This window comes from Geothrix paludis, from assembly GCF_022808815.1.
Taxonomy (GTDB): domain Bacteria; phylum Acidobacteriota; class Holophagae; order Holophagales; family Holophagaceae; genus Geothrix; species Geothrix paludis.
In genome coordinates this window covers 445,800-470,621 of record NZ_JAKZLC010000003.1, presented here as the reverse complement: position 1 = coordinate 470,621, position 24,822 = coordinate 445,800, and the positions used below count along the sequence as shown (strand labels likewise).

The window sequence follows — 24,822 nt, the reverse complement described above, 5'->3', positions numbered from 1 at the left end:
ATACCGTCCTGAAAGAGCGTCCCGTCTAGGGCCTATAGATCTCGGTGACCAGATCGCCACCAGGACCGAAAGCGACCATGATGTCTCCGTTGGGGAAACGTATGGAGCGATGGCCTGCCCGTGGCAAGGCCAGGCTATCCGTCGGCGTCCAGACCTGCGTGGCGGGATCGTAGAGTTCCGCGCTGCCGAGGATGGCGTTGGAAGAATTCCTGCCTCCCACCACCAGAACCTTGCCGTTCGCGAGGAGGTCGGCCGAATGGCCGCTGCGCGCCGATCCCATGGTGGAAGTCGGGAGCCAGCCGTTCGTCGCGGGATCGAAGACTTCAGCACTGTCCAAGGTTCCGGAAACCCCGGTCCCGCCTGTCACGAGCACCCTCCCATCCGCCAGCAGCGTGGCCAGGTGGCCCCGGCGGGCCGTTCCAAGGGCGCCCACGGCGGTCCAGGTCTCTCCAACAGGGTCGTAGAGTTCAGCGCTGGCGATGGGATCGGAGAAACTCCCACCACCGACCACCAACACCTTCCCGGTGGGAAGCAGGGTGGAGGTGTGGCCGACACGGGCGGTTCCGAGACTGGTGGTGGGTCGCCAAGTTGCGGTGGCGGGATCGTAGAGTTCGGCGCTCTCCGAGGCGATGCCTCCGGCGAAACCTCCCACGGCCAGGACCTTCCCGCTCCGGAGCAGCGAGGCCGTGTGGCCGACCCGCGTCTCGTTCAGACTGCCAACCGGGGTCCAGGACCCTCCAGTGGGGTCGTAGAGTTCCGTGCTGGCAAGGCTTGGCTGCGAGGAACCTGAACCGCCTGCCACCAGCACTTTCCCATCCGAGAGCAAGGTGGCTGTGTGACCCATGCGGGTCGTGCCCATGTTCTTCGCGGGCGTCCAGTATCCCGTTTCAGGGGCGGCGATCTCCGCATCGTTTAGGTTTCCTCGCGGGAAGTTCTCTCCTCCCGCGACCAGCGCCTGCCCGTTCGCGAGAAGGGTGGCTGTGTGGAACTCGCGGGGGGCTCTCGGTTGGCCGGCCTGGGGCTTCCAAGTCTCGTTTCCGGGGTCGTAGATTTCGGAACTGGCGATGTCATAGAAGTACAGGGATCCGCGGCCGCCGGTCACCAGGACCGTCCCGTCCTGGAGCAGGGTGGCTTTATGGCCGAACCGCCCCGTCCCCAGGTTGCCGGCGGGCGTCCAGGTCGATGCCACGGGGTCGTAGATGGCCGTGCTGAAGAAGAAATTGTCACGGCGTTCACCACCCGCCATCAGCACCCGCCCATCCGGGAGGAGGGTGGTCGTATGAAAGCGGCGTTCTGGCCCCATGGTGGCCGTGGGAGTCCAGGTCCCGGTCCCGGGATCGTAGATTTCGGCGCTGGACATATCCCCGGGGAAGATTGAACCTCCGGTCACGAGGACCTTCCCATCCGCGAGCAGCGTGGCCGCGCACTCGTTCCGCGCCAGGTTCAGGCTTCCGGTGGAAACCCAGGTGCCATTCGCCGGGTCGTAGAGCTCCGTGGCAGGGTTGTCTTCGGAGCCCCCGGCCACCAGGACCTTTCCGTCCAGCAGCCGCGTGGCCGTGTGGAAGGTCCGCGCGATCCCCATACTGCCCGTGGGCGTCCAGGTTCCAGCGGCAGGGTCGTAGACTTCCGCGGTGGCCGTGTCACCGCCTGCCGCGAGCACCTTCCCGTCCGGCAGCAGCGTGGCCGTGCAGGCGCGCCGCGAGGTTCCCGGTTTGCCCGTGGGATGCCAGGTTCCTGAGGCGGGATCGTAGAGCTCGGCCGTGCCATTGCCTGCCACCAGCACCTGGCCGGTGTTGAGGAGGGTGGAGGTGTGCCAGCCCCGCGGATTCGCCATGCTGCCCACGAGGTTCCAATGGCCCGTCTCGGGATCGTAGACCTCGGCGCTGTTCCCTCCGCCGCCTGTCACCAGCACGCGGCCACTGGGGAGGCGCGTGGACTGGCAGGGGTACCTCGTGACGGAGGCGCCTCCGTTCTTGACCAGCCAGGTTCCCGTCTGGATGGCGACCTTCCGAATGGAGGTGGCGGCATCCCCGGCCTGGTTCTGGACATCCACCTTCAGGTGGAAGCTGCCCGCCGATGGGCCCGCCGAGAAGCTGATCACGTGGGTACCCTGTCCGGCGGTGATGCTGGCCCTGCCGTTGCCGGGAACGATGGACCAGAGGTAGGTCATCCCCTGCTGGTGGGGCACGCTGGCCTTCATCCAGGCATCGCCTGGGTGCGTTTTCAAGGGCAGGGCCAGCTCGGCGTTGGGCGCGGACACCACAGAGGCGGAGGCGCTCCCGGAGCCGCTGCCGCCATAGGCCGTGACGACCACCTGGGCGGTCAGGGTGGCGCCGGCCACGCCAGCGGTGAAGGTGATGGCGGGGCTTCCCTGGCCCGAGGTGAGCGTCCCCCCGGTCAAGGTCCAGGCATAGACGGCCTTCGGCCCCCAGTCCGGGGTGCTGGCCACGAGCCCCGCCTTTCCCTCGGTGACGAAGGGAGCCAGGTACACCACCGGGTTCTCGGGCGGAGCCCCGGCTTTCATGGTCATCGTCTGCCCCGGACCCACCTTCTGGTCCGTGGGCTGGGTGAGGACGGTGATCCCGGCCGGAGCCTCATCTCCCCATAGGGCGCCACCCACCATCCCCAGTGCCAGGAGCACGGGTACGCAAAGAAGGTGGATGAGCGCCATCCCGCATCGACTGATTCTTGACCAGGCCATTGGATACCCCCTGTGAATGGAAGTGGTTGGCCGCCGCCACGAGGACCACTGGCCCTCACTCATGATCAGTGATCATTGTAAAAACAAGGCTATAGGCGATTACAATATCACCTTATTACATGAATATGCCATTCGTCCCCTGGCGCAATGCTGATTTTTTCGCGTGCACCCTCGCCGGCCAGACTTTCCATCCAGCCATGGATCACGCTTGGGCCCTCAGCCCTGGGCGATATCGCGGGCGGGTCCCTCGAGCACGAAGGCCCTGGCGCTGTCGTCGAGGGCTGACGCCTGCGAGGACAGGACCTCCGACGTGGCCGACATCTCCTCGGCGGCGGTCGCGTGCCGCTGCACCACCTGGGAGAGCTCCTCGAGGGCGCGGTTGATCTCCCGCACCGTGTGGTCCTGGGCCGTGGCGGCGTCGGCAAAGGCCTTCAGCTTCCGGGCGCTCCGCGTCACCTCGGGCGCCACGCGCGCGAGCAGCGCCTCGGCGCGCACGGCGATGCCCACGCTCCGATCCGAGATGGCGCGGATCTCCTTGGCTCCCTCCCCGCTGCGCTCCGCGAGCTTCTGCACCTCGGCGGCCACCACCGCGAAGCCGCGTCCGTGGACGCCGGCGCGCGCCGCTTCGATGGCCGCGTTGAGGGCCAGGAGGTTGGTCTGGTAGGCGAGGTCCTCCACCATGCCGATCCGCTCGGCGATGTCGCGCATGGCCGCCGTGGTCTCCGCGGCGGCGCTGGTCCCGACCCGAACCTCCTCCGCCACGCCGGCGGCCCGGTCGCTGGCCTTCCTCGCATCCTCCGCGGCCCGGGCCGCGCCCGCGGCGAGTTCCTGCGTGGAAGCCGTCAGTTCCTCCACCGACGCCGCCTGCTCCGAGGAGCCGTGGCTCACATCCTGCGACGTGGCGTTCAGCTGGGTGCTCACCTGCTTGACGACCTCGACCGAGTGCTGGAGCGTAGCGATCAGGGAGGCCACCGCCTCCCGCATGGCGCGCAGGGCGCTGGCCATCGCGCCAGTCTCGTCCCGCGCGGCCTCGAAGGCCCTGAGCGAATCGTCCTCGCGGAAATCGTAGCCGGCCAGGCGGCCGAGGCTGGCGGTGATCGCCAGGATGGGCCGGGAGATCCGGTGCCCGAAGTTCGCCCACACCGCCACGGTCACGACCAGACACACGGCGACCACGGCGAGCAGCACCTGGGTGCGCTGCCGGATGTCGGCCAGGGCGGCCGCCCGCTCGGCGGCCACGATCGCGTCGATGTCGTCCACGTAGTTGCCCGTGCCGATCACCCAGCCGAACGACGGCACCAGGAGCGAGTAGGCCCGCTTGGGCAGCGGCACGGTGCCGCCCTTCTTCGGGAACCAGTAGTCGCTGAAGCCACCGCCGCTGGTGCCCGCCCGGATGATGTCCCGCATGTACGGGGTGCCCTTCTGATCCACCGCATCAATCCGGTTCTTGCCTTCAAGAATGGGCTGGGTGGCATGCACCATGTTCAGGCCATCCACCGTGTCCGCCCAGAAGTAGCCTTCCTGGTCGTACCGGAGTCCGCGCAGGAGATCGGCGCCAAGCCGCTTCGCCTCCTCGGCCTTGATCTCACCCTTCTGCTGCCGCTCGGCGATCCCGGCGAGCATGGACGCGGCCGTCTCGACCTCGAGGCGGGCCCGCCGGTCGTAGTCGGCGCGCAGGGTCCGCTCGAGCTGCTCGATGCGCTGTTCGGACGTGCGCCGTCCCTCGATGATGAGGAAGGTCCCGAGCGCCAAGCCCGCGATCGAAGCTGTTGCGACCGTGAGGGAGATGATCTTCGCTGCGATGCGCATGCCCGGAGCCTCGTGAGCGGGAACCCCATCATCTGACCACAGGGGGTGGAGACCGTGGTCACGAATCTTCCCCCGAAGGGCCCGGGGCGCCCGCAGGCGCCCCGGAGCCTCTCCGGAGAGCTGGGGGTCAGGCCTTCAAGGCCTTGGCCGCCAGTTCCAGCACGTCGGTGGTGGCCACGCCTTCGTGGTTGGTCTCGCCCGCCGCGTTGTTCAGCATGACGTTGCAGAAGGGACAGCCCACGGCGATGGTGCTGGCCTTGGTCTCCAGGGCCTGCTCGAAGCGCTCGTGGTTCACGCGCTTGCCCAGGTGCTCCTCCAGCCAGAAGCGGCCGCCGCCGGCGCCGCAGCACATGGTGGCTTCGCCGTGCTTCTCCATCTCCGTGAGCTTCACGCCGGGGATGGCGTCCAGGATGGCCCGGGGGGCCTCCACCTGGCCGTTGATGCGGCTGAGGTAGCAGGGGTCGTGGTAGGTGAGGTCCACGTCCACCTTCTGGTCGAGCTTGAGCTTGCCTTCCGACATGAGCTTGGCCACCAGCTCCGTGCCGTGCACCACCTCGAAGTCCCCACCGAAGGCCGGGTACTCGTTCTTCAGGGTGTTGAGGCAGTGGGGGCAGTTGGTGACGACCTTCTTCACGCCGTGGCCCTTGAGGGTCTCGATGTTCGCCTCGGTGGCGGACTGGTAGAGGTATTCGTTGCCCAGGCGCCGGGCGGATTCGCAGGTGCAGCTCTCTTCGGTGCCGAGGATGGCGAAGGAGACATTGGCGGCCTTCAGCAGCTTCACCAGGGACTTGGAGACCTTCTGGCCCGCGGCGTCGTAGCTGCCCGCGCAGCCCACCCAGAAGAGGTACTCGGCCTCGGGGTTCTCGGCGAAGGTGGGCACCTCCAGCCCCTCGGCCCACTTGGCGCGGTCCGCCTGGGGCAGGTTCCAGGGGTTGCCCTGGCGCTCCATGCCCTTGAAGGCGGTCTGGGCCTCGGCGGGGAAGTCGCTCTCCTCCAGCGTGAGGTAGCGGCGCATGCCCACGAGCTTGTCCACGAAGCTGATCTGCAGGGGGCAGGCCCACTCGCAGTAGCCGCAGCTGGTGCAGGCCCAGATGGTGTCCTGGCTGATCCAGCCTTCGAGCTGTTCCTTGCTCCAGGGAGCCACTTCATCATCGCGCTTCCAGTACGAGCCCTCGGGCACGGGGCCGCCGATGAGCTTGCGGTCTTCGGGCACGGGCTTGTCCTGGCCCATCTGCTCCAGGGGCGTGGCCTTGAGGTAGTCGCGCAGGTCGTTGCCGAAATCCTTGGGGCGGAGCGGCTTCCCGGTCAGCGTCGTGGGGCAGTTCTCCAGGCAGCGCCCGCACTCCACGCAGGTGTAGAAGTCCAGCATCTGCTTCCAGCTGAAGTCCTGGATCCGGTTGATGCCGAAGTGCTCGGCCTCCAGATCCATGGGCTTGAGGTTCTTCTGGGGCTCCAGCTCGCGGAAGTAGATGTTGAAGAGGCTGGTGAAGACGTGGAAGTGCTTGGAGTAGGGCAGGAAGTTGGCGAAGAAGTAGAGGACAGCCAGGTGCAGCCACCACATGGCCTTGTAGAGCACCAGGAGCCCGGTCTGGCTCAGGCCGCCCAGCCAGCCGGCCACGGCGGTGCCTGCGGGGGACCAGGCCGCCCAGGTGGGATGGTGCAGGGCGACGAAGGCGCCGTCCGCCAGGAGGTCCGTGACCATGAGGCCGCCGATGAGGCTCAGCGTGGCCCAGGCATCCCAGGAGTTCTCCAGGCGCCAGGGCTTGGCGGCCAGGCGGCGGAAGGTGGCCAGGCCCAGGCCCAGGAGCACCAGCACCTCGAAGATGTCCTTGGCGACCTGGTAGCCGAGGCCGAAACCACCGAGGGCTTCGGTCATGTGCCATCCGAAGAGGCCCTCCAGCACCAGCCCGATGGTGCGCAGGGACAGGACGCAGAAGCCCCAGAAGATGAGGATGTGATAGAAACCCGCGTACTTGTCGCGCACCATCCGCTTCTGCATCAGCGCGAGGGTGAAGACGCCCTTCAGGCGCACCCAGGGCTGGTCGAAGCGGTTGTCCGGCAGGCCCGCCTTCAGGGTGGCGATGCGCAGGCGGATGGTCCACGCGAAGAACCCGCCCGCGGCCAGGGTCATGATCCAGAACAGCGCGATTTCCAGGGCCTTCATGGCGGTCCCTCCAGCAGTCAAGGTTCAACTCGTCCCTCGGCGGGGAGCCGGAGGCCGATCATTGTCTCACCCGGTTATCAGGTATGCGGTCGAAGGCCCAGTGTAGCCGTGCCCATGACAAACTGAAGGCCCGACCTGGAGTCAGTTTCCGGAGCCCCCTTGAGTCCCGCCACTCCCCTGATCTTCGAAGCCGCCGTGACCCGCCCCCTGTCGGTGGTGTTCCGCACGGGCGAGGCCTGGGAGGGCCACGACTACACCGTGGAGGTGGTGGCCGCCCGGCCGGGCCTGGACGGCTTCGACGTGGTGGTGGACTTCCGGGATCTGGAGGCGGCCCTGGACCGCAGCCTGGCACCCCTCCAGGGGAAGCTCCTCTCGGAGCTGGGCCTGGAGAGCCCCCTGGCCCTGGCCCGGCGGCTGCTGATCGAGCTGGCCCCCTTCGTCCCCGCCCCCGCCCGCCTCAAGGAAATCGCGCTGACGGACGGACGGGGAAGACGGCTGGCCCTGCGCCCGTGAAGCCCTGGATCCCCCTGGCCGCCTTGGCCCTGGCCCTGTCGCCCCTGGCCGTCGTCCACCCGGTGCGGGTCTCGGGGCACAGCATGGAGCCCGCGCTCCGCGACGGCGACCTGCGTTGGGCCCTGCGGGCCTGGGCCAGCCATGCGCCCCGGCGCGGGGAAGTCTGGGTCGTGGCGGGCCCACACGGCTCCTCGGTGAAGCGGGTGCTGGGCCTTCCCGGCGAGACCCTGAGCTGGGACGGCCCGGATCTCTGGATCGACGGCCAGCGCTTGGAGGAGCCCTGGGTGGTCCACCCCGAGCGGGGCGGCGCGGGGCGCCAGGCCTGCGGGGCTGGCTACCTGGTGCTGGGCGACAACCGCCCTGACAGCCAGGATGGGCGGACCTGGGGCCCGCTCCCGGGCCGATCCCTCCAGGGAAGACTCCTCGGCTCCGGCCTCGCGGGGAAGCCGGACTCCCGATAGGCTTCCGTCCATTCCCAGGAGTCCGCATGGATCATCTCGAGGCTCGGCCGGTGTCCCAATCCGAGCGGCTGGGCCACCTGGACGCCCTCCGGGGCGCGGCCCTGTTTGGCGTCCTCATCATGAACGTGCCATGGTTCTTCGCGCCCGAGGCGCGGGTCCAGTCCCTCCGGGAATCCTGGCCCAGCCTGGCCGACGGGATGACAGCCTTCCTGAGCACCGTCTTCCTGGCCGGGAAGGCCATGACCCTCTTCTCGATGCTCTTTGCCGTGGGCCTGAGCATCCAGAAGGAGCGGATCGAAGCGCGGGGCGAGGCCTTCGGCCCCTTCATCCGGCGCCGGCTCGCGGTCCTCTTCGGATTCGGCATCCTGCACATCCTCCTGCTCTGGATGGGGGACATCCTCCACGCCTACGCGCTGTGCGGCTTCCTCCTGCTGCCCTTTCTGGGAAGGCGGGCCCGCACCGTCTGGATCTGGACCGCCTCCCTCTGGGGCCTGGGGCTGGGGATCGCGCTGGTCGTCTCAGTCTTCCACCTGCGGCGAGGGGCCCCGCCGACGCCCTCCGCCTCCGAGCTGGCCGCCGCCCGCGCCTGGACCAGCCAGTGCCTGGCCGCCTATGGGCAGGGATCCTGGTGGCAGATCCTCGTCTTCCGCCTCCGGGACTGGCTCCATGACGCCGGTGGCCTGCTCCTGGGGGGGCTCGGATACTCCATCCTGAACTTCCTCGTCGGCCTCGGGATCTGGAAGTCGGGCCTCCTGAAGGATCCGGCCGCCCATCTCCCCCTGCTCCGCCGGATCGCCAAGGGGGGCTTGGCCCTGGGTCTCCTTCTGGGCCTCGTGTGGGCTGGCCGGGACACGCCCCCGGCCAGGGCCTGGGCCCTCGCCCACTGGTCCGTCTCCCGCTGGTTGCTGCCGCTGCGCGCCTTCACCACCCTGCAACCCATGATCCTGGCCCTCGGATATGGGGCCGGCCTGTTGCTGCTTTGGCAGGATGGGGCCTGGCGCCGCCGGCTCCAGGTCCTGACCTGGACGGGGCGCATGGCCTTCACGAACTACCTGGCCCAGAGCCTCGTCATGACGGGCATCTTCTACCACTGGGGCCTGGGCCTCTATGACCGCATGGGCCTTGCCTCCGCCACCCTGCTCGGGATCGTGGTCTACGGGCTGCAGGTCCTGGCCAGCCGGTGGTGGCTCACGCGATTCCAGTTCGGCCCCTTGGAGTGGGCCTGGCGCTCCTTGAGCTATGGGCAGGTCCAGCCCTTCCGCCTGCGCGGACCGGCCGCCGGATGAACCGGCCGGAAGGCCTGGAGATGCCGATGGACCAGACCGCGATCCGAGGTGCCCCAAGGTGGACATCTGTCGTGACAGAATGACCCGGAAACCCGGCCCACCGTCTCCCCGAGGGTGCACTAGGATGAAGGCATGCCGGGTCGCCCTGACATTCCCGTCGCCTTCCGGGGCCTGTACGACAGCCCCCTCGTCAGCGTCCGGGAATACCGCTGCCGCGCCTGCGGTGGCGGGCCCGGACCCGAAGAGGCCTCCGACACCAACACGCTCGTTCTCATGCGGCATGGCGCCTTCTGCCGGCATTTCGGCCGGAGCCACGCCACCGCGGACGTCAACCAGGCGGTCTTCTTCTCGAAAGGATCCACGTACCGCGTGAGCCACCCGGTGGATGGCGGAGACAGGGGCACGGTGTTCGCCGTCGCGCCGCGCGTCCTCCAGGACATCATCCGGGAGCTGGATCCCACCGTGGATGATCGGCCGGAGCAGCCCTTCCCCTTCGTGGCCGGCCCCTGCGAATCGACGGTCTTCTGGAGGCACCGGGAGCTGGTGCGGCGCCTGGAGACGGGGACCGAGGCCCTGGAGCCCTTCTGGGTGGATGTCACGGCCCTCCAGATCGTGGCCGACATCCTCGAGGCCGCCTTCGCCCAGCGAGGCCATCCTCGCAGCCGCCGGGAAGGCACGGAAGCCGATCACGTGGCCCTCGCCGAAGCGGCCAAGAGCCACCTCGCGGCCCGGCTGGGGGAACGCCTCACCCTCGACGAAGTGGCCCAGGCCGTCCACGCCTCGCCCTTCCACTTCGCCCGCGTGTTCCAGCAGCGCACGGGGATCTCGATCCATCGCTACCTCACCCTGCTGCGCCTCAGGGCCTCGCTGGAACGCCTGGCGGGCGGCGAGGAGGATCTGACCGCCCTGGCCCTGGATCTCGGCTTCTCCAGCCACAGCCACTTCGCGGACGCCTTCCGGAAGGAATTCGGCCGGACGCCTTCGGAGGTGCGCCGAAACGCCAGCCTCCGGACCTTGCATCAAATGAGCAAGAATCTGGAAGTCTGAAAATCACCCCGTTCCTACCTTTGTTCTCACAGGGTTCGAGCCCGGCGGCCATGGTGGCCTCCCGCCGAGCCCACGAGGAGAAGGTCCATGAGCATCGAAAAGTGCCCCGTGTGCGACTGGGACATGAAGGACGGCGGGATCAAGGTGCGGGTGGCGGGCAAGGAGCTCACCGTCTGCTGCAACGAGTGCGCCGCCAAGGTCAAGGCGAACCCCGCCGCCTACGCCGCCATGGCCAAGTAGACACCCCAGACGCCAGGGCCCGGATCCACATGGATCGGGCCCTCCCTTTTCCATGGGAATGCGCATGCCCTCAGCCCACGAACAGACCATCCGCCGCGTCTACGAAGCCTTCAACCGATGGGATGTCCCAGCGATCCTGGGCGCCTTCGCCTCCGACATCGAATGGGTGGCCGCGGACCATTCACCCTTGGCCGATCACAGCCCCTACCGAGGCCTGGAGGCGGTTCGGGATGGCGTCTTCGCCCGCATCGGCACCCATTTTGAATTGATCATCCGCGTCGACGACCTCCTGGAGTCAGGCGATAGGATCGTCATGCTCGGGTACTACGAAGGCGCCCCCAAGGCCACCGGCAGGCGGTTCCACGCCCAGGTGGCCCATGTCTGGACCCTGGCCCAGGGCAAGGTCCGGCGCTTCCAGCAGTACACGGACACCTTCCAGCTGGCGGAGGCGCTCAAACCCTGAACCCTCAGCCTCAGGGGCCTTCTTCCAGGACCGCGCCGAGCGCCTCGTACACCTGGTCGATCCAGAGGATCTGCAGGCGCTCCCGGGCCAAGGGGGGAATGTCCTCCAGCTCCTTCCGGTTGCGGGAGGGTAGCAGGACTCGGGTGATTCCGGAGCGCAGGGCCGCCAGCACCTTTTCCTTGATGCCGCCCACCGGCAGGACGAGGCCCCGCAGGGAGATCTCTCCGGTCATGGCCGTGTCGCTCCGGACGGAGCGTCCGGTGAACAGGGAGACCAGCGCGACGAACATGGCAATGCCGGCACTGGGTCCGTCCTTGGGCGTCGCGCCTGCGGGCACGTGGATGTGGACATCCAGGCGCTCGAAGTCCTCGCCCACCAGGCCCAGCTCGCCCATGTGCCCCTTCAGGAGGGACAGGGCGGCCTGGGCGCTCTCCTTCATCACGTCGCCCAGCTGGCCGGTCAGGATGAGCTTGCCGCTGCCCGGCATCCGGGCCGCTTCGATGAACAGGATGTCGCCGCCCACGGGGGTCCAGGCGAGCCCCGTGGCCACGCCCGGCCTCCCCGAACGCATGGCGCTCTCCGACTCGAACCGGGGCGGACCGAGAATCTCTCCCAGATCCTCCGGCTTCACCTGGACGGTCTCCAGCTTGCCTTCGGCGACGCCCATGGCCACGTGGCGGAGCACGGATCCGATCTCCCGCTCCAGGTTGCGTACGCCGGCCTCCCGCGTGTAGTCGCGGACGATGGCGGTGAGGGTCCCCTCTTCGAAGGTGCACTGCGGCGCCGTCAGCCCGTTGGTGGCCAGCTGCCGCCCCACCAGGTAGCGGCGCGCGATCTCGAGCTTCTCCTCCTCGGTGTAGCCGGGGAGCTGGATCACCTCCATGCGGTCGCGGAGCGGGCCCGGGATGGTGTCCAGCACATTGGCCGTGCCGATGAACATCACGTGCGACAGATCGAAAGGGAGGCCCAGGTAGTTGTCGCGGAAGGAGCTGTTCTGCTCCGGATCCAGGGCTTCCAGCAGGGCCGAGGCGGGATCGCCGTGGAATCCCCCGGCGCCCAGCTTGTCCATCTCGTCCAGCATGAACACCGGGTTGCGTGTGCCCGCGTTGTGGATGCCCTGGATGATGCTGCCCGGCAGGGCGCCGATGTAGGTTCGGCGGTGGCCGCGGATCTCCGCCTCGTCGTGGACGCCGCCGAGGCTCGCATGCACGAACTTCCGCCCGGTGGCATGCGCGATGCTCTGTCCGAGCGAGGTCTTCCCCACCCCCGGCGGGCCGACGAAGCAGAGGATGGGGCTCTTCCCGCCGGGGTTGAGCTTGCGGACCGCCAGGTACTCGAGCATGCGCTTCTTGATCTTCTCCAGGCCGTAGTGGTCCGCGTCCAGAACCTTTCGGGCCTCGGAGATATCGATGCCGGCCTCGCTTTCACGGGACCAGGGCAGCTCGGTCAGCCAGTCCAGGTAGGTGCGGATCATGGAATATTCGGCGGCCGAATCCGGCATGCGCTGCAGACGCTTCAGCTCCTTGCGAGCCTGCTTCTCGACGTCCTCCGGCATCTTCGCGTCGGCGATGGCCTTCGCGACTGCTTCCAGCTCCGCCGCCGTTTCGTCCGTGTCCCCGAGCTCCTTCTGGATCTGTTTCAGCTGCTCGCGCAGGAGGAACTCACGCTGCTGGGCATTCATGGCTTCCCGCGTCTGCTCGGTGATCTTGCGGGACATATGGATCACTTCCAGGGCGTGGGCCATGCGCGCCAGCACTTTGTCCAGCCGCTCCCGCACATCGAAGGTCTCGAGGATGTCCTGCTTGTCCTGGGCCTTGATGTCCATCAGCCCGGTCACCAGGTCGGCGGCGGGTCCGGGCGCATTGAGCTGGTGGATGGCATTGATCAGCTCCAGGGGCGGCATGGGGAGGGCTTCGGCATATTCCTGCACCTGCTGGCGCAGGGTGACGAGCCGGGCCTCCAGGGCGCTGGACAGAGTGTCGTCCTCCCGGACCCGTGTGATGCGGGCGGCCAGGAAGGGCCACCCATCGAGGAATTCAAGCACCCGGAAGCGCTGTTCGCCGTGGCAAATGAGGTGGTGGGAGCCATCCGGCGTCGTGATGAACCGGAGGATCTGGGCCAGGGTTCCGACCTGATAGAGGTCTTCCGGACCCGGCTCATCCTCGGCCGGATCCCGCTGCAGCAGGAGCCCCAGCACGCGCTCCGCCTTGATGGCCTCTTGCGCCGCGATGACGGATGGCTGCCCCTGGCCGATGCTCACCACCGTCACCATGCCGGGGAAGAGGTCGAGCTTCCGCACGGCGATGATGGCCGTGGCGTCCTTCGGAAGGCCGGGCACCGACAACAGCTCCGGCTCTGCCTCTCCAGTGGGTTCGCGGTTGGCCCGCGATCCATGGTTCCTGTTCATGGGCCTTCAACCTTCCGGAACGTGAGGAACAGGCAGCCGTCGCACCATTCATTCCGGACGATCTCGAGCCCCGGCGGCAGGCCTTCGATCCGGCGCTCGAAGTGGCCATGGGGGATCTCCACGCGGTGGATGGCGCCGACGCGCTCCTTCCAGGGAACCGGAAGATCTCCGCTGATCACCAGGTCCGCCCCTTCCCAGAGCACCTTCAGGCTGTCGACGGACCTCCCCGGCAGGGCCACCACGATGCGCAGACCCCCATCGCACTCGAAGATATCCACCGGCGGTTCCCAGGCCGGGCGCGGCGATGCGGACCGGCTCACCTGGAAGAATTGCCTCTGCAGGCGCTCGGCCTCGTTCAGCACCTCGAGGGCGCGGGTCCACATCCAGGTTCGGGGGTCGCCGGGTTTCATGGTGGGAGCACCGGGGTAAACCTTCAGGGCCGCCCTCCGCCCCACCCCACTTCAAGCATGGTGATCCGTCCCCCCTCCGCAAGGTTGGGCTACGCTGGAAGGCTGGAGTTTCGATGGACCGACTGGTGATCCAAGGTGGACATCCCCTGCGGGGGCGCATCCGGGTGTCGGGGGCGAAGAACGCCGCCCTGCCCTGCCTGGCGGCAGCCCTGCTGACGCCGGACGCCGTCGTGCTGTCCAACCTGCCCGCGGTGGCGGACATCCGCACCATGGTGAAGGTGCTCCAGGCCCTGGGCACGGAGGCCGCGCTGGAGCCCGAGGGCGAGGGCTTCGAGCTGACGGCGAAGCTGGCCTGCGGAGGCAGCGACGATCCCAAGGCCCCCTACGAGCTGGTGAAGACCATGCGGGCCTCCATCCTGGTGCTGGGGCCCCTCCTCGCCCGCTTCGGCAAGGCCACCGTGAGCCTCCCCGGCGGCTGCGCCATCGGGGCCCGCCCCGTGAACCTGCACCTGGAGGCCCTGGAGCGCATGGGCGCCGTGATCGAGATCAGCCACGGCTACATCCACGCCTCGGTGAAGGGCCGGCTCAAGGCCATCGACCACGCCTTCGCCAAGGTGAGCGTGGGCGCCACCGAGAACATCCTCATGGCCGCGGCCCTGGCGGAGGGCACGACGGTCCTGCGCAACGCCGCCCAGGAGCCGGAGATCGGCGACCTGGCCCGGCTCCTCGTCAAGATGGGCGCGCAGATCGAGGGCATCGGCACGGGCACCCTCACCATCACAGGCGTCGAGCGGCTCCACGGCTGCGAGCACGCCGTCATTCCCGACCGCATCGAGGCCGGCACCTACCTGTGCGCTGTGGCCGCCGCCTGCGGAGATGTGGTGCTGGACCGCTGCGAGCCTGAGCACCTGCGGGCCCTGCTGGACCTGCTGGAGCGCTCCGGCTGCGTCATCACCGAACGCGAAGGCCAGGATGGCCGCCAGCTCCGCATCCAGCGCGAGTGCGGCCAGAAGCTGCGCTCCAAGGACGTCACCACCCTGCCCTTCCCCGGCTTCCCCACGGACCTGCAGGCCCAGGTGATGGCCGTCATGACCCAGGCCTGCGGCATCAGCGTCATCAACGAAGGCATCTTCGAGAACCGCTTCCAGCACGCCATGGAGCTGGAGCGCCTGGGCGCCAACCTGCGCACGGACGGCCACACGGCCATCGTGGCCGGCCCCGCGGAGCTGACGGGCTGCACAGTCATGGCCACGGACCTCCGGGCCAGCGCCGCCCTGGTCATCGCCGGCCTCGTGGCCAAGGGCGAGACCATCGTGGACCGCATCTACCACCTGGACCGCGGCTACGCCGGCCTGGAGAAGAAGCTCCAGGGCGTGGGCGCCCGCATCGAGCGCGTGGGCGGCGGCCGGGTCTAGGCCTGGTCCAGACCGACGCCCCAGATCTCCAGATCCCCCCATGCGCCGCGCCGACCGCCTGTTCCAGATCGTCCAGCTGCTTCGGCGCGACCGCATCAGCACCGCGGCCAAGTTGGCCCGGGAGCTCGGCATCAGCGAGCGGACGCTCTATCGCGACATCGCCGACCTCATGGCCTCCGGCGTGCCCATCGAGAGCGAGGCCGGGGTGGGCTACAGCCTGCCGCGCCACTTCGACCTGCCGCCCTTCATGTTCAACGCGGAGGAGGCCGAAGCCCTGCTCCTGGGGGCCCGGGTCGCGGCGGCCTGGGGTGATCCCTCGCTCCGGACGGCGGCGGAGAGCCTGCTCCGGAAGGTGGAGGCCGTCCTGCCCCCGGGCCGGCGGACGACCCTTTCGGATCTCCCCTTCCTGGTCCCCGACTTCCACGTGCCGCCCGAGACCGCCCGCTTCCTCGGGGATCTCCGCCAGGGTCTCCGCGAGCAGCGCCGGGTCCGGATCACCTACGCCCGGGCGGACGGGACGGGCTCGGTGCGGGTGGTGCAGCCCCTGGGTGTGATCTTCTGGGGGTACCGCTGGCACCTGGCGGCCTGGTGCGAGCTTCGCGAGGCGCTGCGGACCTTCCGGGTGGACCGGATCCAGGCCAGCGAGTTGCTGGAACCCTTCCAGGCGGTCGCCGGCCGGGGCCTGGAGGATTACCTGGGAAAAATGAAGACAGAAAAGAACAATCTCTGAACACTCCTGCCACCAGGCTGTCAGGAACCGGCGTCATGATGGTCCTCCACCACCCAAGGAGCCCCCATGGCCCTCGCCAAAGCCCTCCTCCCCGAGTTCGAACACGAAACGGCCACCCTGCGCCGCGTGATCGAGCGCATCCCCGCGGATCGGATGGACTACCGGCCCCACGCCAAGTCCTTCACGCTCCATGACCTGGCGAACCACCTGGTCACGATCCCGGGGTGGGCCATCACCACCCTGAAGGAAACCGAGCTGGACTTCGGTCTGCCCGAGACCCAGGCGAGGCAGCCCAAGCCGAGCGCGACCACCGAGGGGCTGCTGCGCACCCTGGACGCCGCCGTGGAGGGCGCGCTGAACGCGCTGAACCAGGCCTCCGACGAGGACTTCCAGGTCGTCTGGACCCTCAAGAACAACGGCCAGGTCCTCTTCGCCATGCCGCGCATCGCGGTCTACCGCGGCTTCGTCATGAACCACCTCATCCACCACCGGGCCCAGGTCGCCGTCTACCTGCGCATGCTGGACGTGCGGGTTCCTTCCATCTACGGCCCCAGCGCCGACGAGAGCTGAACCGGAGCCGGGCCAGGCTGCTCCCGCCTCATCCCTGTGACGACCTCCACCGGACCCCTCGGCTACACTGGGGCGAGATCGGGGGATCCATGTTCGGCGAGATGAAGGTGTTTTCCGGGAGCAGCCACCCGGATCTGGCGAGGGGCATCGCCACGCACATGGGGATGCCTCTGGGCAAGCTCAAGATCACCCGGTTCTCCAACGAGAACATCAAGGTGAAGATCGAAGAGAACGTCCGCGAGTCGGACGTCTTCGTGATCCAGACCTCCTGCCCGCCCGTCAGCGACAACCTGCTGGAGCTGCTGATCCTCATCGACGCCCTGAAGTTCGCGTCCGCAGCCCGCATCACCGCCGTGCTGCCTTACTTCCCCTACGCCCGCAGCGACAAGAAGGACGAGGCGCGCATCTCCATCACGGCCCGCCTGGTGGCCGACCTGCTGGAGACCGCCGGCGCCGACCGCGTGCTCACCATGACCCTGCACGCGCCGCAGATCCTGGGCTTCTTCCGCAAGCCCGCGGACCAGCTGCTGGCCACGCCCACCCTCACGAACTACTTCAAGACCAAGGATCTCGCCAACACCACGGTGGTGGCCACGGACGCCGGGGCCGCCAAGTTCGCGGGCCACTTCGCCAAGCGGCTCTCCGTGCCCATGGCCATCATCGACAAGCGCCGCTTCGACGACTCCGAGAAGGCCCAGAGCGTGGCCCTCATCGGCGACGTGAAGGGCCGGGACGCCATCATCTACGATGACGAGATCGCCACCGGCGGCTCCATCAAGGAGGCGGCCCGCATCCTGCGCGAGTTCGGGGCCCGCACCGTCCGCGTGGGCGTCACCCACGGCGTCCTCTCCGGGAACGCGGTGGAGACCCTCAATTCCGCCAACCTGGACGAGCTGGTGATCACCGACAGCATCCCGGTCCCCCCGGATCGCGCGAAGGCCCTGCCCAACCTGCGGGTGCTCTCCACGGCCGCCCTCTTCGGCGACGCCATCCTCCGCATCCATGGAGGCCGCAGCATCAGCGAAATGATGGACTGATGGCCGTCCGCCTCGGGCCCATCGACGGACCTCCGGGTCTCGACCTGCTTGGGCCCGAGGGACCGGAGATCTCGTCGCTCCTGACGCGCCCCTTCCTGGCCCTGCACCGGGCCTCGGGGCTCTATACCGCGCGAACCTGCCTGCACCTGCTCTTCGATCTGGGCTGGGAGGCCCGGCTCCGGCAGGGCACGACCCTCGATTCCCTGTGTGAAGGCCTGCCTGCCCAGGCCCGCAAGCCCCTGGCCTGGATGCTGCCCTTCCTCGCCAGCGAGGGGATGCTCGCCCGAGAGGGCGACCGCTACGTCCTGTCCGGCGAGCCCGATCTGGACCTGGCCGGCATCCGGGAGGCCGTGGAGGCGGAGGCGCCCGGGCACGCGGCCAACTTCGACCTCCTGGATGGTGCGCGTTCCCACATCCGCCCCTTCTTCACGGACGGGAAGGACGGGGACTCCCTGCTCTTCGGGCTGTCCCTCTTCCCCCTCTGGCTCGCCTACTTCCGCAATGAGAATCTCGTCTACTTCCCCAACAACCTGCTGACGCTCCTGGCCCTCCGGAAGGATCTGCCGGAAGGCGCCCGGATCCTGGAGCTGGGCGGAGGCGTGGGCTCCTTCGCCCAGCTGGTGGCCGAGCGGGGCGCCGCCGAAGGCTGGCTTCCCCGGATGGCGGAGTACCGCTTCACCGACGTGGCCCCCACCTTTATCCACCGGGCCCGGCGGCGCCTTCCGGAGGCGGCCCCCGGGCTGCCCCTCTGCTTCCAGACCCTCGACCTGAACCAGCCCCTGGGGGGCCAGGGCATCGAGCCGGAGAGCCTCGACGCCATCGTGGGCATCAATGTCCTTCACGTGGCCCAGGATCTCGAAGCCACCCTGCTCGATCTGCGGAGCCGGCTGAGGCCCGGCGGACGGCTGGTGATCGGCGAGTGCCTGAAGCCCACCCTCGACACACCCCTCTACCTGGAGTTCTTCTTCAGCTTCATCCGGAGCTTCACCGAGGTGAAGCTCGACCCGCGCTGGCGGCCCCGGCACGGCTTCCTCACCCCCGAGGCCTGGGACGACTGCCTGCGCCATGCGGGCTTCCGCGATGTCCGCCACATCCCCCCGCCCCGCCCGCTGATGGACCGGCATCCGGCCTTCAACGTGGGAGCGATCTCGGCCGCCGTCTGAGCGTGCAGGTACGAAAAAGCGGCGCCCCTCGCGGAGCGCCGCCCCACCCAGGGAGGGGTGGATCAGAACCCTGTGAACACCACCACGGCGTAGGCGGCGTAGGTGCCGTCCGGCTTGGGCACCACGGCCACGCGAGCCTGGGTGGCCGTCACGAGCTTGGTGGCCCAGGCCGTCGCGTCCACGGGGGTGACCGTGATGGCGCCGGTCTGCTTGGACACCTCCAGCACCATCGGCTGCGCGCCCACGGTGGTGTTCAGGGTGACGGTGACGGTCTGGGTGGCGGTGGTGGAATCCACGAAGGTGAAGCCCAGCTGGCCACCGTTGTACGAGGTGCTGATGGTGCCCTGCGGCAGGGCCACGGGCATGAAGATGGCATTGTTGGCATCCCAGGCGCTGGTGCCGGTGTTCCAGACCAGATCGCTCAGGCCCCGGGGCATCAGGTCGGGGGAGGCCGTCCCCGTGCCCATCATGCCCATGCCCATGCCGGAGCAGGCGCTGGAGAAGGCGCTGACGCTGCTGGACGTCATGCCGGGGAAGCCCACGTACCACCAGGCAAAGGCGCTGTCATAGGCGTGGGTCCGGTCGCCGCTGGCGTGCTGGTAGGTGAAGCTGCTGGTGGAGGCGGCACTGATGCGGCCGCCGTCCACGGCGCGCTGGATGTTCACCGAGGCGGCGTGCATGGGCGTGGCCAGGGGATCCTTCACCTGGACCTGGACCTTGAAGCCCGTCCACATGTTGGCGAGGGCCGCCGACCCGGTGCCGAAGGACTGGGCCATGTGGTAGGTGAAGGCGGTGTCGGGATCGATGGCGATGGTCCGGGGCGTGCCGTTGCCCGAGCTGACCACCATGAGGCCGTTGGCCTGGTCCACGCCGTAGACATGGCCCTCGGGCGTCCAGGGCTGCAGGGGGTTGGCGCTGTACCACACGCGCACCGCCCAGAGGCTGCCGTCCGGCTGCATGCGCAGGGAGACCAGCGCGTACTTCCCGGCGGCCAGGCCCGCGAGGCTGCCGACCGTCTTCGTGTCGGCGTCGAAGAACCAGGCACCCGCGCCCACGTTCACCGTGAGGTCGTTGCCGCTGTCCGTGTGGAGCACGAAGCTCGAGGTGCCCACGGAGGCGATGGTGCCCTTGCGATGCCGGAACATCAGCTGCGCCACGCCCGTCATCCCGTTCACATTGGGACGGTGCCTGACCTGCAGGTTCATCACCCAGGTGCCGTCCGGCATCTGCACCAGGAACAGGGGATGGCTCAGGTCGAAGTCGAGCTGCACGGCGTTGCTGCCGCTGGCGGTCACCACCAGGTCGGAGCTGAGGTTCACGAGGACGCTGCTGCCCGCCACCTTCACCTGGCTGGAGGGCACCGTCGTGCCATCGGCCTTCACCAGGTTCACGCTGGCGGGATCGATGGTGATGCGCAGGGCATCGTAGGTGCCCGCGGGGATCTGGGCCGAGGCCAGCAGCTCGCCCACGCTGTCCAGGTCCACGAGGTTGATCTTGGCGCTGGCGCCCTGGAAGGCCACCACCTCCTTGGTGTGGTCCGCCTTGTTCAGGAAGGCCACCTGGGTGACCACCACCTCGACGGCGGACCACTGGTCCGACGGGGCGTCGGTGAGGATGATGGCCGCCGTGCCCGTGGGCGTGGCGGAGCTGGCGGGGCTGCTGGAGGAACCGCCGCCGCAGGCCAGGCCGAGGGCCAGGGCGGTGAGGCCCAGGGGAAGCGCCAGCAGGGAGTAAGTGCGGAGAACAGGGCGCATGGGAATCTCCATGGGGCGGAGCCGGGCTCCGGATGAAGGGGAAGCGGACACCCCTCTGACCCGCCCTTCCGGAAAAGGGTTGATCACAGGTTTCAGATTGCAATCCAGAGCGCCGGTCTTGCCAAACTGGTCCCGGGAGATCGAATGGCCTCCACCCTGCGGGACCTCCTCATCCAGCGCGCGGCCCGTCTCCAGGGCCGCCCGGCCCTGACGGCCCCCGGCTGGGGGACGTTGACCTACGCCCAGCTGCGCAACCGCGTCGAGGGGGTGGCCCTGGGCCTGCTGGCGGGCGCGCCGCCCGGGACGGTGTTCAGCGCCACGGGCACCATCTGGGATTGGGCAGCCGAGCTGGCCGCGGCGGCCTCGGGCCTGGCGTGGGAGCAGGAAGGGCAACCCGTGCCCATGGAAGTCCTGGGCGGCCCCCGCTTCAACACCGAGGCCGGGCGCAGCGCCTACCACGCCCGGGAGCAGGTCGTCGCCGAGGGCACGCCCTTCACGGCGGGTCTGACCCATGGCGAGCTGATGGTCCGCCTGCGGCGCCTGAACGGGGCTCTGGGCTGGGATCACGACACTCGCGCCGACCTGCCCCTGGCCCGCCTGGGCGAGCCTGCCCTTCGCGCGGCCCTCTGGAGCGCCCTCTACGCCGGCGCCCACGCAGTGCTGACACCCGCGTCCGCCCCGTCAACGGGCCTGCTCGCCCGGTTCCGGGCCACCCCGCCGCCGTGGGATGACGCGCCCTTCCGGGCTCTGTGGCAGCCCTAGAGCAGGCGGTTCAGCAGCCGGTCGATGCGGGTGCGGTTCATGCGTCGGAGCGCCTTCCGGACCTGGGCCGGATAGGCGCCCGGGGTCTCCAGATCGTGGAAGCTGGCCAGCCGCGTGGCGTGCTCGAGGATGGCCGCGTGCTCGCGCTCGTGCTTGGCCTTCAGCAGCCCCTCCGGATCCCGGATCACCAGGCCGTTCTCCAGGTCCAGCGCCCAGGCGCGGGGATTCAGGTTGTTCCCCGTCACCACGGCGGTTTCGTCGTCGACGAACACGCCCTTCAGGTGGAAGCTGTTGTCCCCGTGGCGCCACAGGAAGACATTCAGCCTTCCGTCGGCGATCGCCTGCTGGTGGGCCTTCGCGAAGCGGCACAGGTTCCCCTCGTAGAGGTAGGGCAGCAGGCCGATGGTCTTGAAGGGTTCGGCGGGCGGAATGTAGAAGTCGTTGGCGGTCTTGTCGCCCACCACGATCGTGACCTCGCGCCCCAGGGCCAGCAGATGCGAGACGACCCGGCTCACCGGCCTCGGCAGGTTGAAGTAGGGCGTGTAGATGACCAGCCGCCGCCGCGCCGATTTCATCAGCGCCAGCAGGGCGTCGTTCAGCGGGTTGCCCGCGCCCAGGCCGCAGAGCGGCGTGACGGCGACCTCTCCGGGGCCGGGCTGCCGGCCTTCGAAGGTGTAGCGGGCTGTCCGCAGTGCCCGGCGGAAGGCGCGCATAGCGGATGCCTGCCGCTCCCCCGCGGCGTGCGGGGGATGGCCCAGGGAGCGCACCGCCGGGCTGCGGAGGAAGGTGGACCGCACGAAGTCCGCCATGCAGGCCGCCAGGGGGGCGCTTTCGAACAAGTGGTACCGGTCCAGGCGGTAGCGTCCCTTCCGCGCCAGGTACACCTCGTTGAGGCTCGCGCCGCTGTACAGCACCGTGTCATCGATGATGAACCCCTTCAGGTGGAGCACCCCGAAGAGCTCCCGGCTCCGGACGGCCACGCCGCGGACCTGGACCCCCTTCCCGAACCGCGCCGCGCATTCCCGGTACATGGCCGCATTGCCGGGGCTCTTGGCCTTCCCGATGAGGCCGCGCTGGGCGCGGTGCTGGTCCACGAGCACCTGGATCTCAAGGGACGGGTTCGCCCGGTGAGCGGCGTACAGGGCTTCCATGATCTCGCGGCCCGCGAGGTCGTCCTGGAGGTAGAGGGCCACCAGGATGATGCGGTGCCGGGCGCGGGCGATCCGCTCCAGGAGGACGGTGCGGAACTCGGCCGGGCCGGAGAGCACAGCCACCGCCTCGGCCGGGACCGGAATTGACGCCAGGGGGTCCGCCGCGGACGGGGCGGGCCGTCCGGCCCGGAGCCGCCGGAACATGCGGGTAAGCCGCCCATGGCGGAGAGTAGCTGTTTCCATCGTCCTGAGTATAAGGGCGGGGCGCCTGCATGCCTGCCTTCCGCACCTGGATACCTCAGGTCCAGGCGCGCCGCCGTCCCCGGGCGGCCGTCGCCCGCCGCATTCGGCGCTTGCTTCTGGACAATGGCTGGCCAATCATGGCCCCAGGAGGACGCCATGGTCCGCTCCACGCCCCGCAAGGCGCTCGAATCGCCCCGTCCCGACGGTGCCAGCCTGGTGAAGCCCGAGCGGCTCCAGGCCGTGCTGGAGGCCATCCGGGACGCCGGGGAGCGGGGCATCACCAAGGCGGGCCTGGTCCGGAAGCTGGGCGGCGTGGCCATGCGCACCGTGGACCGCGCCATCGTGCTGCTGGAGGAGCAGGGCGCCCGCTTCGGCAAGACCCGCGAAGGCCGGCCCGCCGTCATCCACTTCACCCTGGAGAAGGCCCCGGACTGGGACAGCAAGATCACGCCCCACGCCCGCCTGGCCCTGGAGGTGGCGCTCATGGCCCTGGAGGGCACGGCGACGGAGATGTGGTACGACCAGCTCGAGGGCCTGCGCGCCCTGGCGGACAGCCACCTCAGCAGCCGTGACCGCAGCCTCTTCGACGCCCTCCAGTCCCACGTCTGCGTGCGCGGAGCCGCCGACGACCAGCAGGCTCTCGACACGAAGATGCTCTCCCAGGTGCTGATGGCCCTGGGCCACCCGGAGGGGCCGCGCGAGCTGGAGCTCACCTATGCCGCCGCCTCCACTGGCCGCACCGGCACCCGCACGGTGGTGCCCTTCACCCTCACCCACGACGTGTTCTCCGGCGGCGCCTTCCTGCTGGCCTGGGACCCCGCCAAGCAGGAGCCCAGGCACTTCCGCCTGGCCCGCATCGAGGAAGCCAAGGCGCTTTCCCGGCGCGGCCTCATCCCCGACAAGCGCCCCCTCGAACAGGCCCGGGATCTCCAGATCGGCGGCTGGTTCAGCCCCGGCGCGCCCTTCCAGGTGCGGGTGCGCGTGGGCGGCTCCAACTGGCCCCAGTCCCTGCAGGACGCCCCCCCCGCCCTGCCCCGGGTCGAGGTGCGAAAGGAGAAGGGCGGCACCGTCCTGCTCAGCTTCATGGCGACGGACCTCCAGGGTCCCACCCGCTACATCCTCCAGCTGGGCGCCGAGGCGGAAGTGCTCGAGCCCAAGGCCCTGCGGACGCACCTGGCGGCCACCTTGAAGGCCATGGCGGCTCGGTACCGGTAGGTCTCAGCCCTGCTTCACGCCTCGTGTATTGCTCTCGATGGCGCAGAGCAGGCCCAGGAGTTCGGAGGCGAGGTAACCGCCCAGGAGGCCCAGGGCCGCGGAAGCCAGGCCGGTGAGCAGCATGGCCAGCCCCGCGGGGAACGGATCGCCCCCGGCGCCGGGCAGCAGCAGGCGCAGCTCGCCCATGTCGGGCCGCGCCTCGCCGGCGCTGATCCAGATCATGAGGGCGCCGCCCACGCTGGCCACGGCTACCAGGCTGGCGTAGAGCTCGCCGCCCAGCCGCAGTAGCAGGCGCGTGAGGGGGATGATCACCTCTCCGGCGATCTGGGGCATGGCCGCCACGTCCTGGGCCCGCACCCAGCTCAGGTGGGCCACGAGGTAGGTGGCCAGGACCAGGGCGACCTGGAAGATCAGCTGTCCGAAGATGGCCTGGGTGCTCGTCCCGCCGCCGCGCCACAGCTCGATGGACAGCCAGATCCCCGCCACGAGGGCGGCCACCGCCCACAGCCGGAGGAGCCAGGAGAAGACCTGCTTGAAGAAGCTGCCCTCGGAGATGAGGCGCAGCAGGGCGGGAACGATGGACAGCTTCGGCATCGGAGCCTCCGGCGGACGTGGGATCAATGGCTCCAGCCTCCGGGGGTCACCGGCCTCCGTCAAGCGATTCCCTTCTCCGGTCAGCCCTTCTCGCGGGGGTGCGCCGACTGGGCGATGGCCTCGACCTGGGGCAGGTGCTTGGTGAAGTAGTGGATCCGGGGGGCCTCGTACACCATGAGGAAGAGCTCGCCACGGTGGATGGCGCCGTAGGCCACGCCCCGCGTGCGGACCTCGTCGCCCTTCCTCACCCGGCTGAACTCGAACCGGAAGCCGTTCTCGTCCGCGAACCGCGCCGGAGCCAGCTTCTCCAGCTTGAAGACGCTGCCGTCCCGGCTGGCGAAGGCCTCGTACATCTCCACCACATCCTGGGCCTGCATGTCCTTCCGGAAGCGGGGGATGGGCTTGTCGGCCGGGCGGTCCTTGACCACCACCAGGGATTCACCCTCGGCGATGCCGGTGTGGAAGTGGAGCTGATCCAGGGGCATGCCCTCGGAGGTCCAGACATCGTGCTTGGGCTGCTGGGTGCCCTCGAGGCGGCTCCAGGCGCCGTCGATGCGGACCGCCAGACGGTCGCACACCACCATCTCCCCGGGCGTGACGCCCACCCAGGTGGCCGGCTTCGTGCAGCCGGGCAGCAGCACCAACGAGGCGAGGAGCGCGACGAGGAGCACGGGCTTCAGGTTCATC

22 protein-coding genes are annotated in these 24,822 nt (G+C 69.0%); 13 read left to right on the top strand and 9 right to left on the bottom strand.

Translation table 11 applies throughout. From position 1 onward, the window contains the following. Window positions 1-25: 25 nt before the first annotated feature. From MLE64_RS10470 to MLE64_RS10460, 3 genes are all read right to left on the bottom strand, one after another. Window positions 26-2,671: a Kelch repeat-containing protein gene (locus MLE64_RS10470; RefSeq protein ID WP_243317674.1), complete on the bottom strand. Its 2,646-nt coding sequence runs from the start codon at window positions 2,669-2,671 to the stop codon at window positions 26-28. A 246-nt stretch (window positions 2,672-2,917) separates the two neighbouring features. Then, window positions 2,918-4,510 (bottom strand): methyl-accepting chemotaxis protein, encoded by a 1,593-nt coding sequence (locus MLE64_RS10465; protein WP_243317673.1) that lies wholly within the window; start codon window positions 4,508-4,510, stop codon window positions 2,918-2,920. Window positions 4,511-4,637: 127 nt separating this feature from the next. After that, window positions 4,638-6,674 carry a (Fe-S)-binding protein gene (locus MLE64_RS10460; protein WP_243317672.1) on the bottom strand — a complete coding sequence of 679 codons (2,037 nt, stop codon included), beginning with the start codon at window positions 6,672-6,674 and terminating at the stop codon, window positions 4,638-4,640. A gap of 159 nt (window positions 6,675-6,833) precedes the next feature. Between MLE64_RS10460 and MLE64_RS10455 the strand changes: the two genes are divergently transcribed. The 6 genes from MLE64_RS10455 (at window position 6,834) to MLE64_RS10430 (ending at window position 10,684) form a co-directional block, all read left to right on the top strand. Continuing rightward, complete coding sequence (locus MLE64_RS10455) at window positions 6,834-7,187, top strand: hypothetical protein (RefSeq protein WP_243317671.1); 354 nt, start codon at window positions 6,834-6,836, stop codon at window positions 7,185-7,187. Further along, window positions 7,184-7,648: a signal peptidase I gene (gene lepB / locus MLE64_RS10450; protein ID WP_243317670.1), complete on the top strand. Its 465-nt coding sequence runs from the start codon at window positions 7,184-7,186 to the stop codon at window positions 7,646-7,648. Before MLE64_RS10455 ends, lepB begins: the two co-directional genes overlap by 4 nt. Before the next feature lie 26 nt (window positions 7,649-7,674). Beyond that, window positions 7,675-8,934 carry a DUF418 domain-containing protein gene (locus MLE64_RS10445; protein WP_243317669.1) on the top strand — a complete coding sequence of 420 codons (1,260 nt, stop codon included), beginning with the start codon at window positions 7,675-7,677 and terminating at the stop codon, window positions 8,932-8,934. Between the two features lie 132 nt (window positions 8,935-9,066). After that, window positions 9,067-9,981 (top strand): helix-turn-helix domain-containing protein, encoded by a 915-nt coding sequence (locus MLE64_RS10440; protein ID WP_243317668.1) that lies wholly within the window; start codon window positions 9,067-9,069, stop codon window positions 9,979-9,981. Between the two features lie 87 nt (window positions 9,982-10,068). Further along, on the top strand, window positions 10,069-10,221 hold the full coding sequence (locus tag MLE64_RS10435; protein ID WP_243317667.1) for a hypothetical protein: 153 nt from the start codon (window positions 10,069-10,071) through the stop codon (window positions 10,219-10,221). Between the two features lie 64 nt (window positions 10,222-10,285). Next, window positions 10,286-10,684, top strand: a complete 399-nt coding sequence (locus MLE64_RS10430) for a nuclear transport factor 2 family protein (protein WP_243317666.1) — start codon at window positions 10,286-10,288, stop codon at window positions 10,682-10,684. Window positions 10,685-10,694: 10 nt separating this feature from the next. Here MLE64_RS10430 and lon read toward each other — a convergent pair whose 3' ends face one another. Then, the gene (gene lon, locus MLE64_RS10425; protein WP_243317665.1) at window positions 10,695-13,091 is read right to left on the bottom strand and encodes an endopeptidase La; all 2,397 of its coding nucleotides are present in this window, start codon (window positions 13,089-13,091) and stop codon (window positions 10,695-10,697) included. Further along, complete coding sequence (locus MLE64_RS10420; protein WP_243317664.1) at window positions 13,088-13,501, bottom strand: Hsp20/alpha crystallin family protein; 414 nt, start codon at window positions 13,499-13,501, stop codon at window positions 13,088-13,090. The genes lon and MLE64_RS10420 overlap by 4 nt, the downstream gene beginning before the upstream one ends. 113 nt (window positions 13,502-13,614) lie before the next feature. Here MLE64_RS10420 and murA point away from each other — a divergent pair, with 113 nt between their 5' ends. The 5 genes from murA (at window position 13,615) to MLE64_RS10395 (ending at window position 18,416) form a co-directional block, all read left to right on the top strand. Next, a complete protein-coding gene (gene murA, locus MLE64_RS10415; RefSeq protein WP_243317663.1) occupies window positions 13,615-14,916 on the top strand; it encodes a UDP-N-acetylglucosamine 1-carboxyvinyltransferase in 1,302 nt (433 codons plus the stop codon). 40 nt (window positions 14,917-14,956) lie between these two features. Beyond that, a complete protein-coding gene (locus tag MLE64_RS10410) occupies window positions 14,957-15,646 on the top strand; it encodes a helix-turn-helix transcriptional regulator (RefSeq protein WP_243317662.1) in 690 nt (229 codons plus the stop codon). A 66-nt stretch (window positions 15,647-15,712) separates the two neighbouring features. Beyond that, the gene (locus MLE64_RS10405; RefSeq protein WP_243317661.1) at window positions 15,713-16,216 is read left to right on the top strand and encodes a DinB family protein; all 504 of its coding nucleotides are present in this window, start codon (window positions 15,713-15,715) and stop codon (window positions 16,214-16,216) included. Between the two features lie 89 nt (window positions 16,217-16,305). Continuing rightward, window positions 16,306-17,253 carry a ribose-phosphate diphosphokinase gene (locus MLE64_RS10400; protein WP_243317660.1) on the top strand — a complete coding sequence of 316 codons (948 nt, stop codon included), beginning with the start codon at window positions 16,306-16,308 and terminating at the stop codon, window positions 17,251-17,253. Next, window positions 17,253-18,416 (top strand): class I SAM-dependent methyltransferase, encoded by a 1,164-nt coding sequence (locus MLE64_RS10395; protein ID WP_243317659.1) that lies wholly within the window; start codon window positions 17,253-17,255, stop codon window positions 18,414-18,416. The genes MLE64_RS10400 and MLE64_RS10395 overlap by 1 nt, the downstream gene beginning before the upstream one ends. Window positions 18,417-18,478: 62 nt before the next feature. Here the strand turns inward: MLE64_RS10395 and MLE64_RS10390 are convergent, their stop codons facing one another. Then, on the bottom strand, window positions 18,479-20,170 hold the full coding sequence (locus MLE64_RS10390) for a DUF4382 domain-containing protein (RefSeq protein ID WP_243317658.1): 1,692 nt from the start codon (window positions 20,168-20,170) through the stop codon (window positions 18,479-18,481). A 144-nt stretch (window positions 20,171-20,314) separates the two neighbouring features. Here MLE64_RS10390 and MLE64_RS10385 point away from each other — a divergent pair, with 144 nt between their 5' ends. Continuing rightward, a complete protein-coding gene (locus tag MLE64_RS10385; RefSeq protein WP_243317657.1) occupies window positions 20,315-20,932 on the top strand; it encodes a hypothetical protein in 618 nt (205 codons plus the stop codon). Here the strand turns inward: MLE64_RS10385 and pssA are convergent. Next, window positions 20,929-22,287: a CDP-diacylglycerol--serine O-phosphatidyltransferase gene (pssA, locus tag MLE64_RS10380; RefSeq protein WP_243317656.1), complete on the bottom strand. Its 1,359-nt coding sequence runs from the start codon at window positions 22,285-22,287 to the stop codon at window positions 20,929-20,931. The genes MLE64_RS10385 and pssA overlap by 4 nt on opposite strands. 195 nt (window positions 22,288-22,482) lie before the next feature. On the opposite strand from pssA, the gene MLE64_RS10375 reads away from it, so the two are divergent. Further along, the gene (locus MLE64_RS10375) at window positions 22,483-23,541 is read left to right on the top strand and encodes a helix-turn-helix transcriptional regulator (protein ID WP_243317655.1); all 1,059 of its coding nucleotides are present in this window, start codon (window positions 22,483-22,485) and stop codon (window positions 23,539-23,541) included. A gap of 3 nt (window positions 23,542-23,544) precedes the next feature. Here the strand turns inward: MLE64_RS10375 and MLE64_RS10370 are convergent, their stop codons facing one another. After that, on the bottom strand, window positions 23,545-24,135 hold the full coding sequence (locus MLE64_RS10370; protein ID WP_243317654.1) for a hypothetical protein: 591 nt from the start codon (window positions 24,133-24,135) through the stop codon (window positions 23,545-23,547). A gap of 80 nt (window positions 24,136-24,215) precedes the next feature. Then, on the bottom strand, window positions 24,216-24,821 hold the full coding sequence (locus MLE64_RS10365; RefSeq protein ID WP_243317653.1) for a hypothetical protein: 606 nt from the start codon (window positions 24,819-24,821) through the stop codon (window positions 24,216-24,218). Between the last annotated feature and the right edge of the window lies 1 nt (window position 24,822).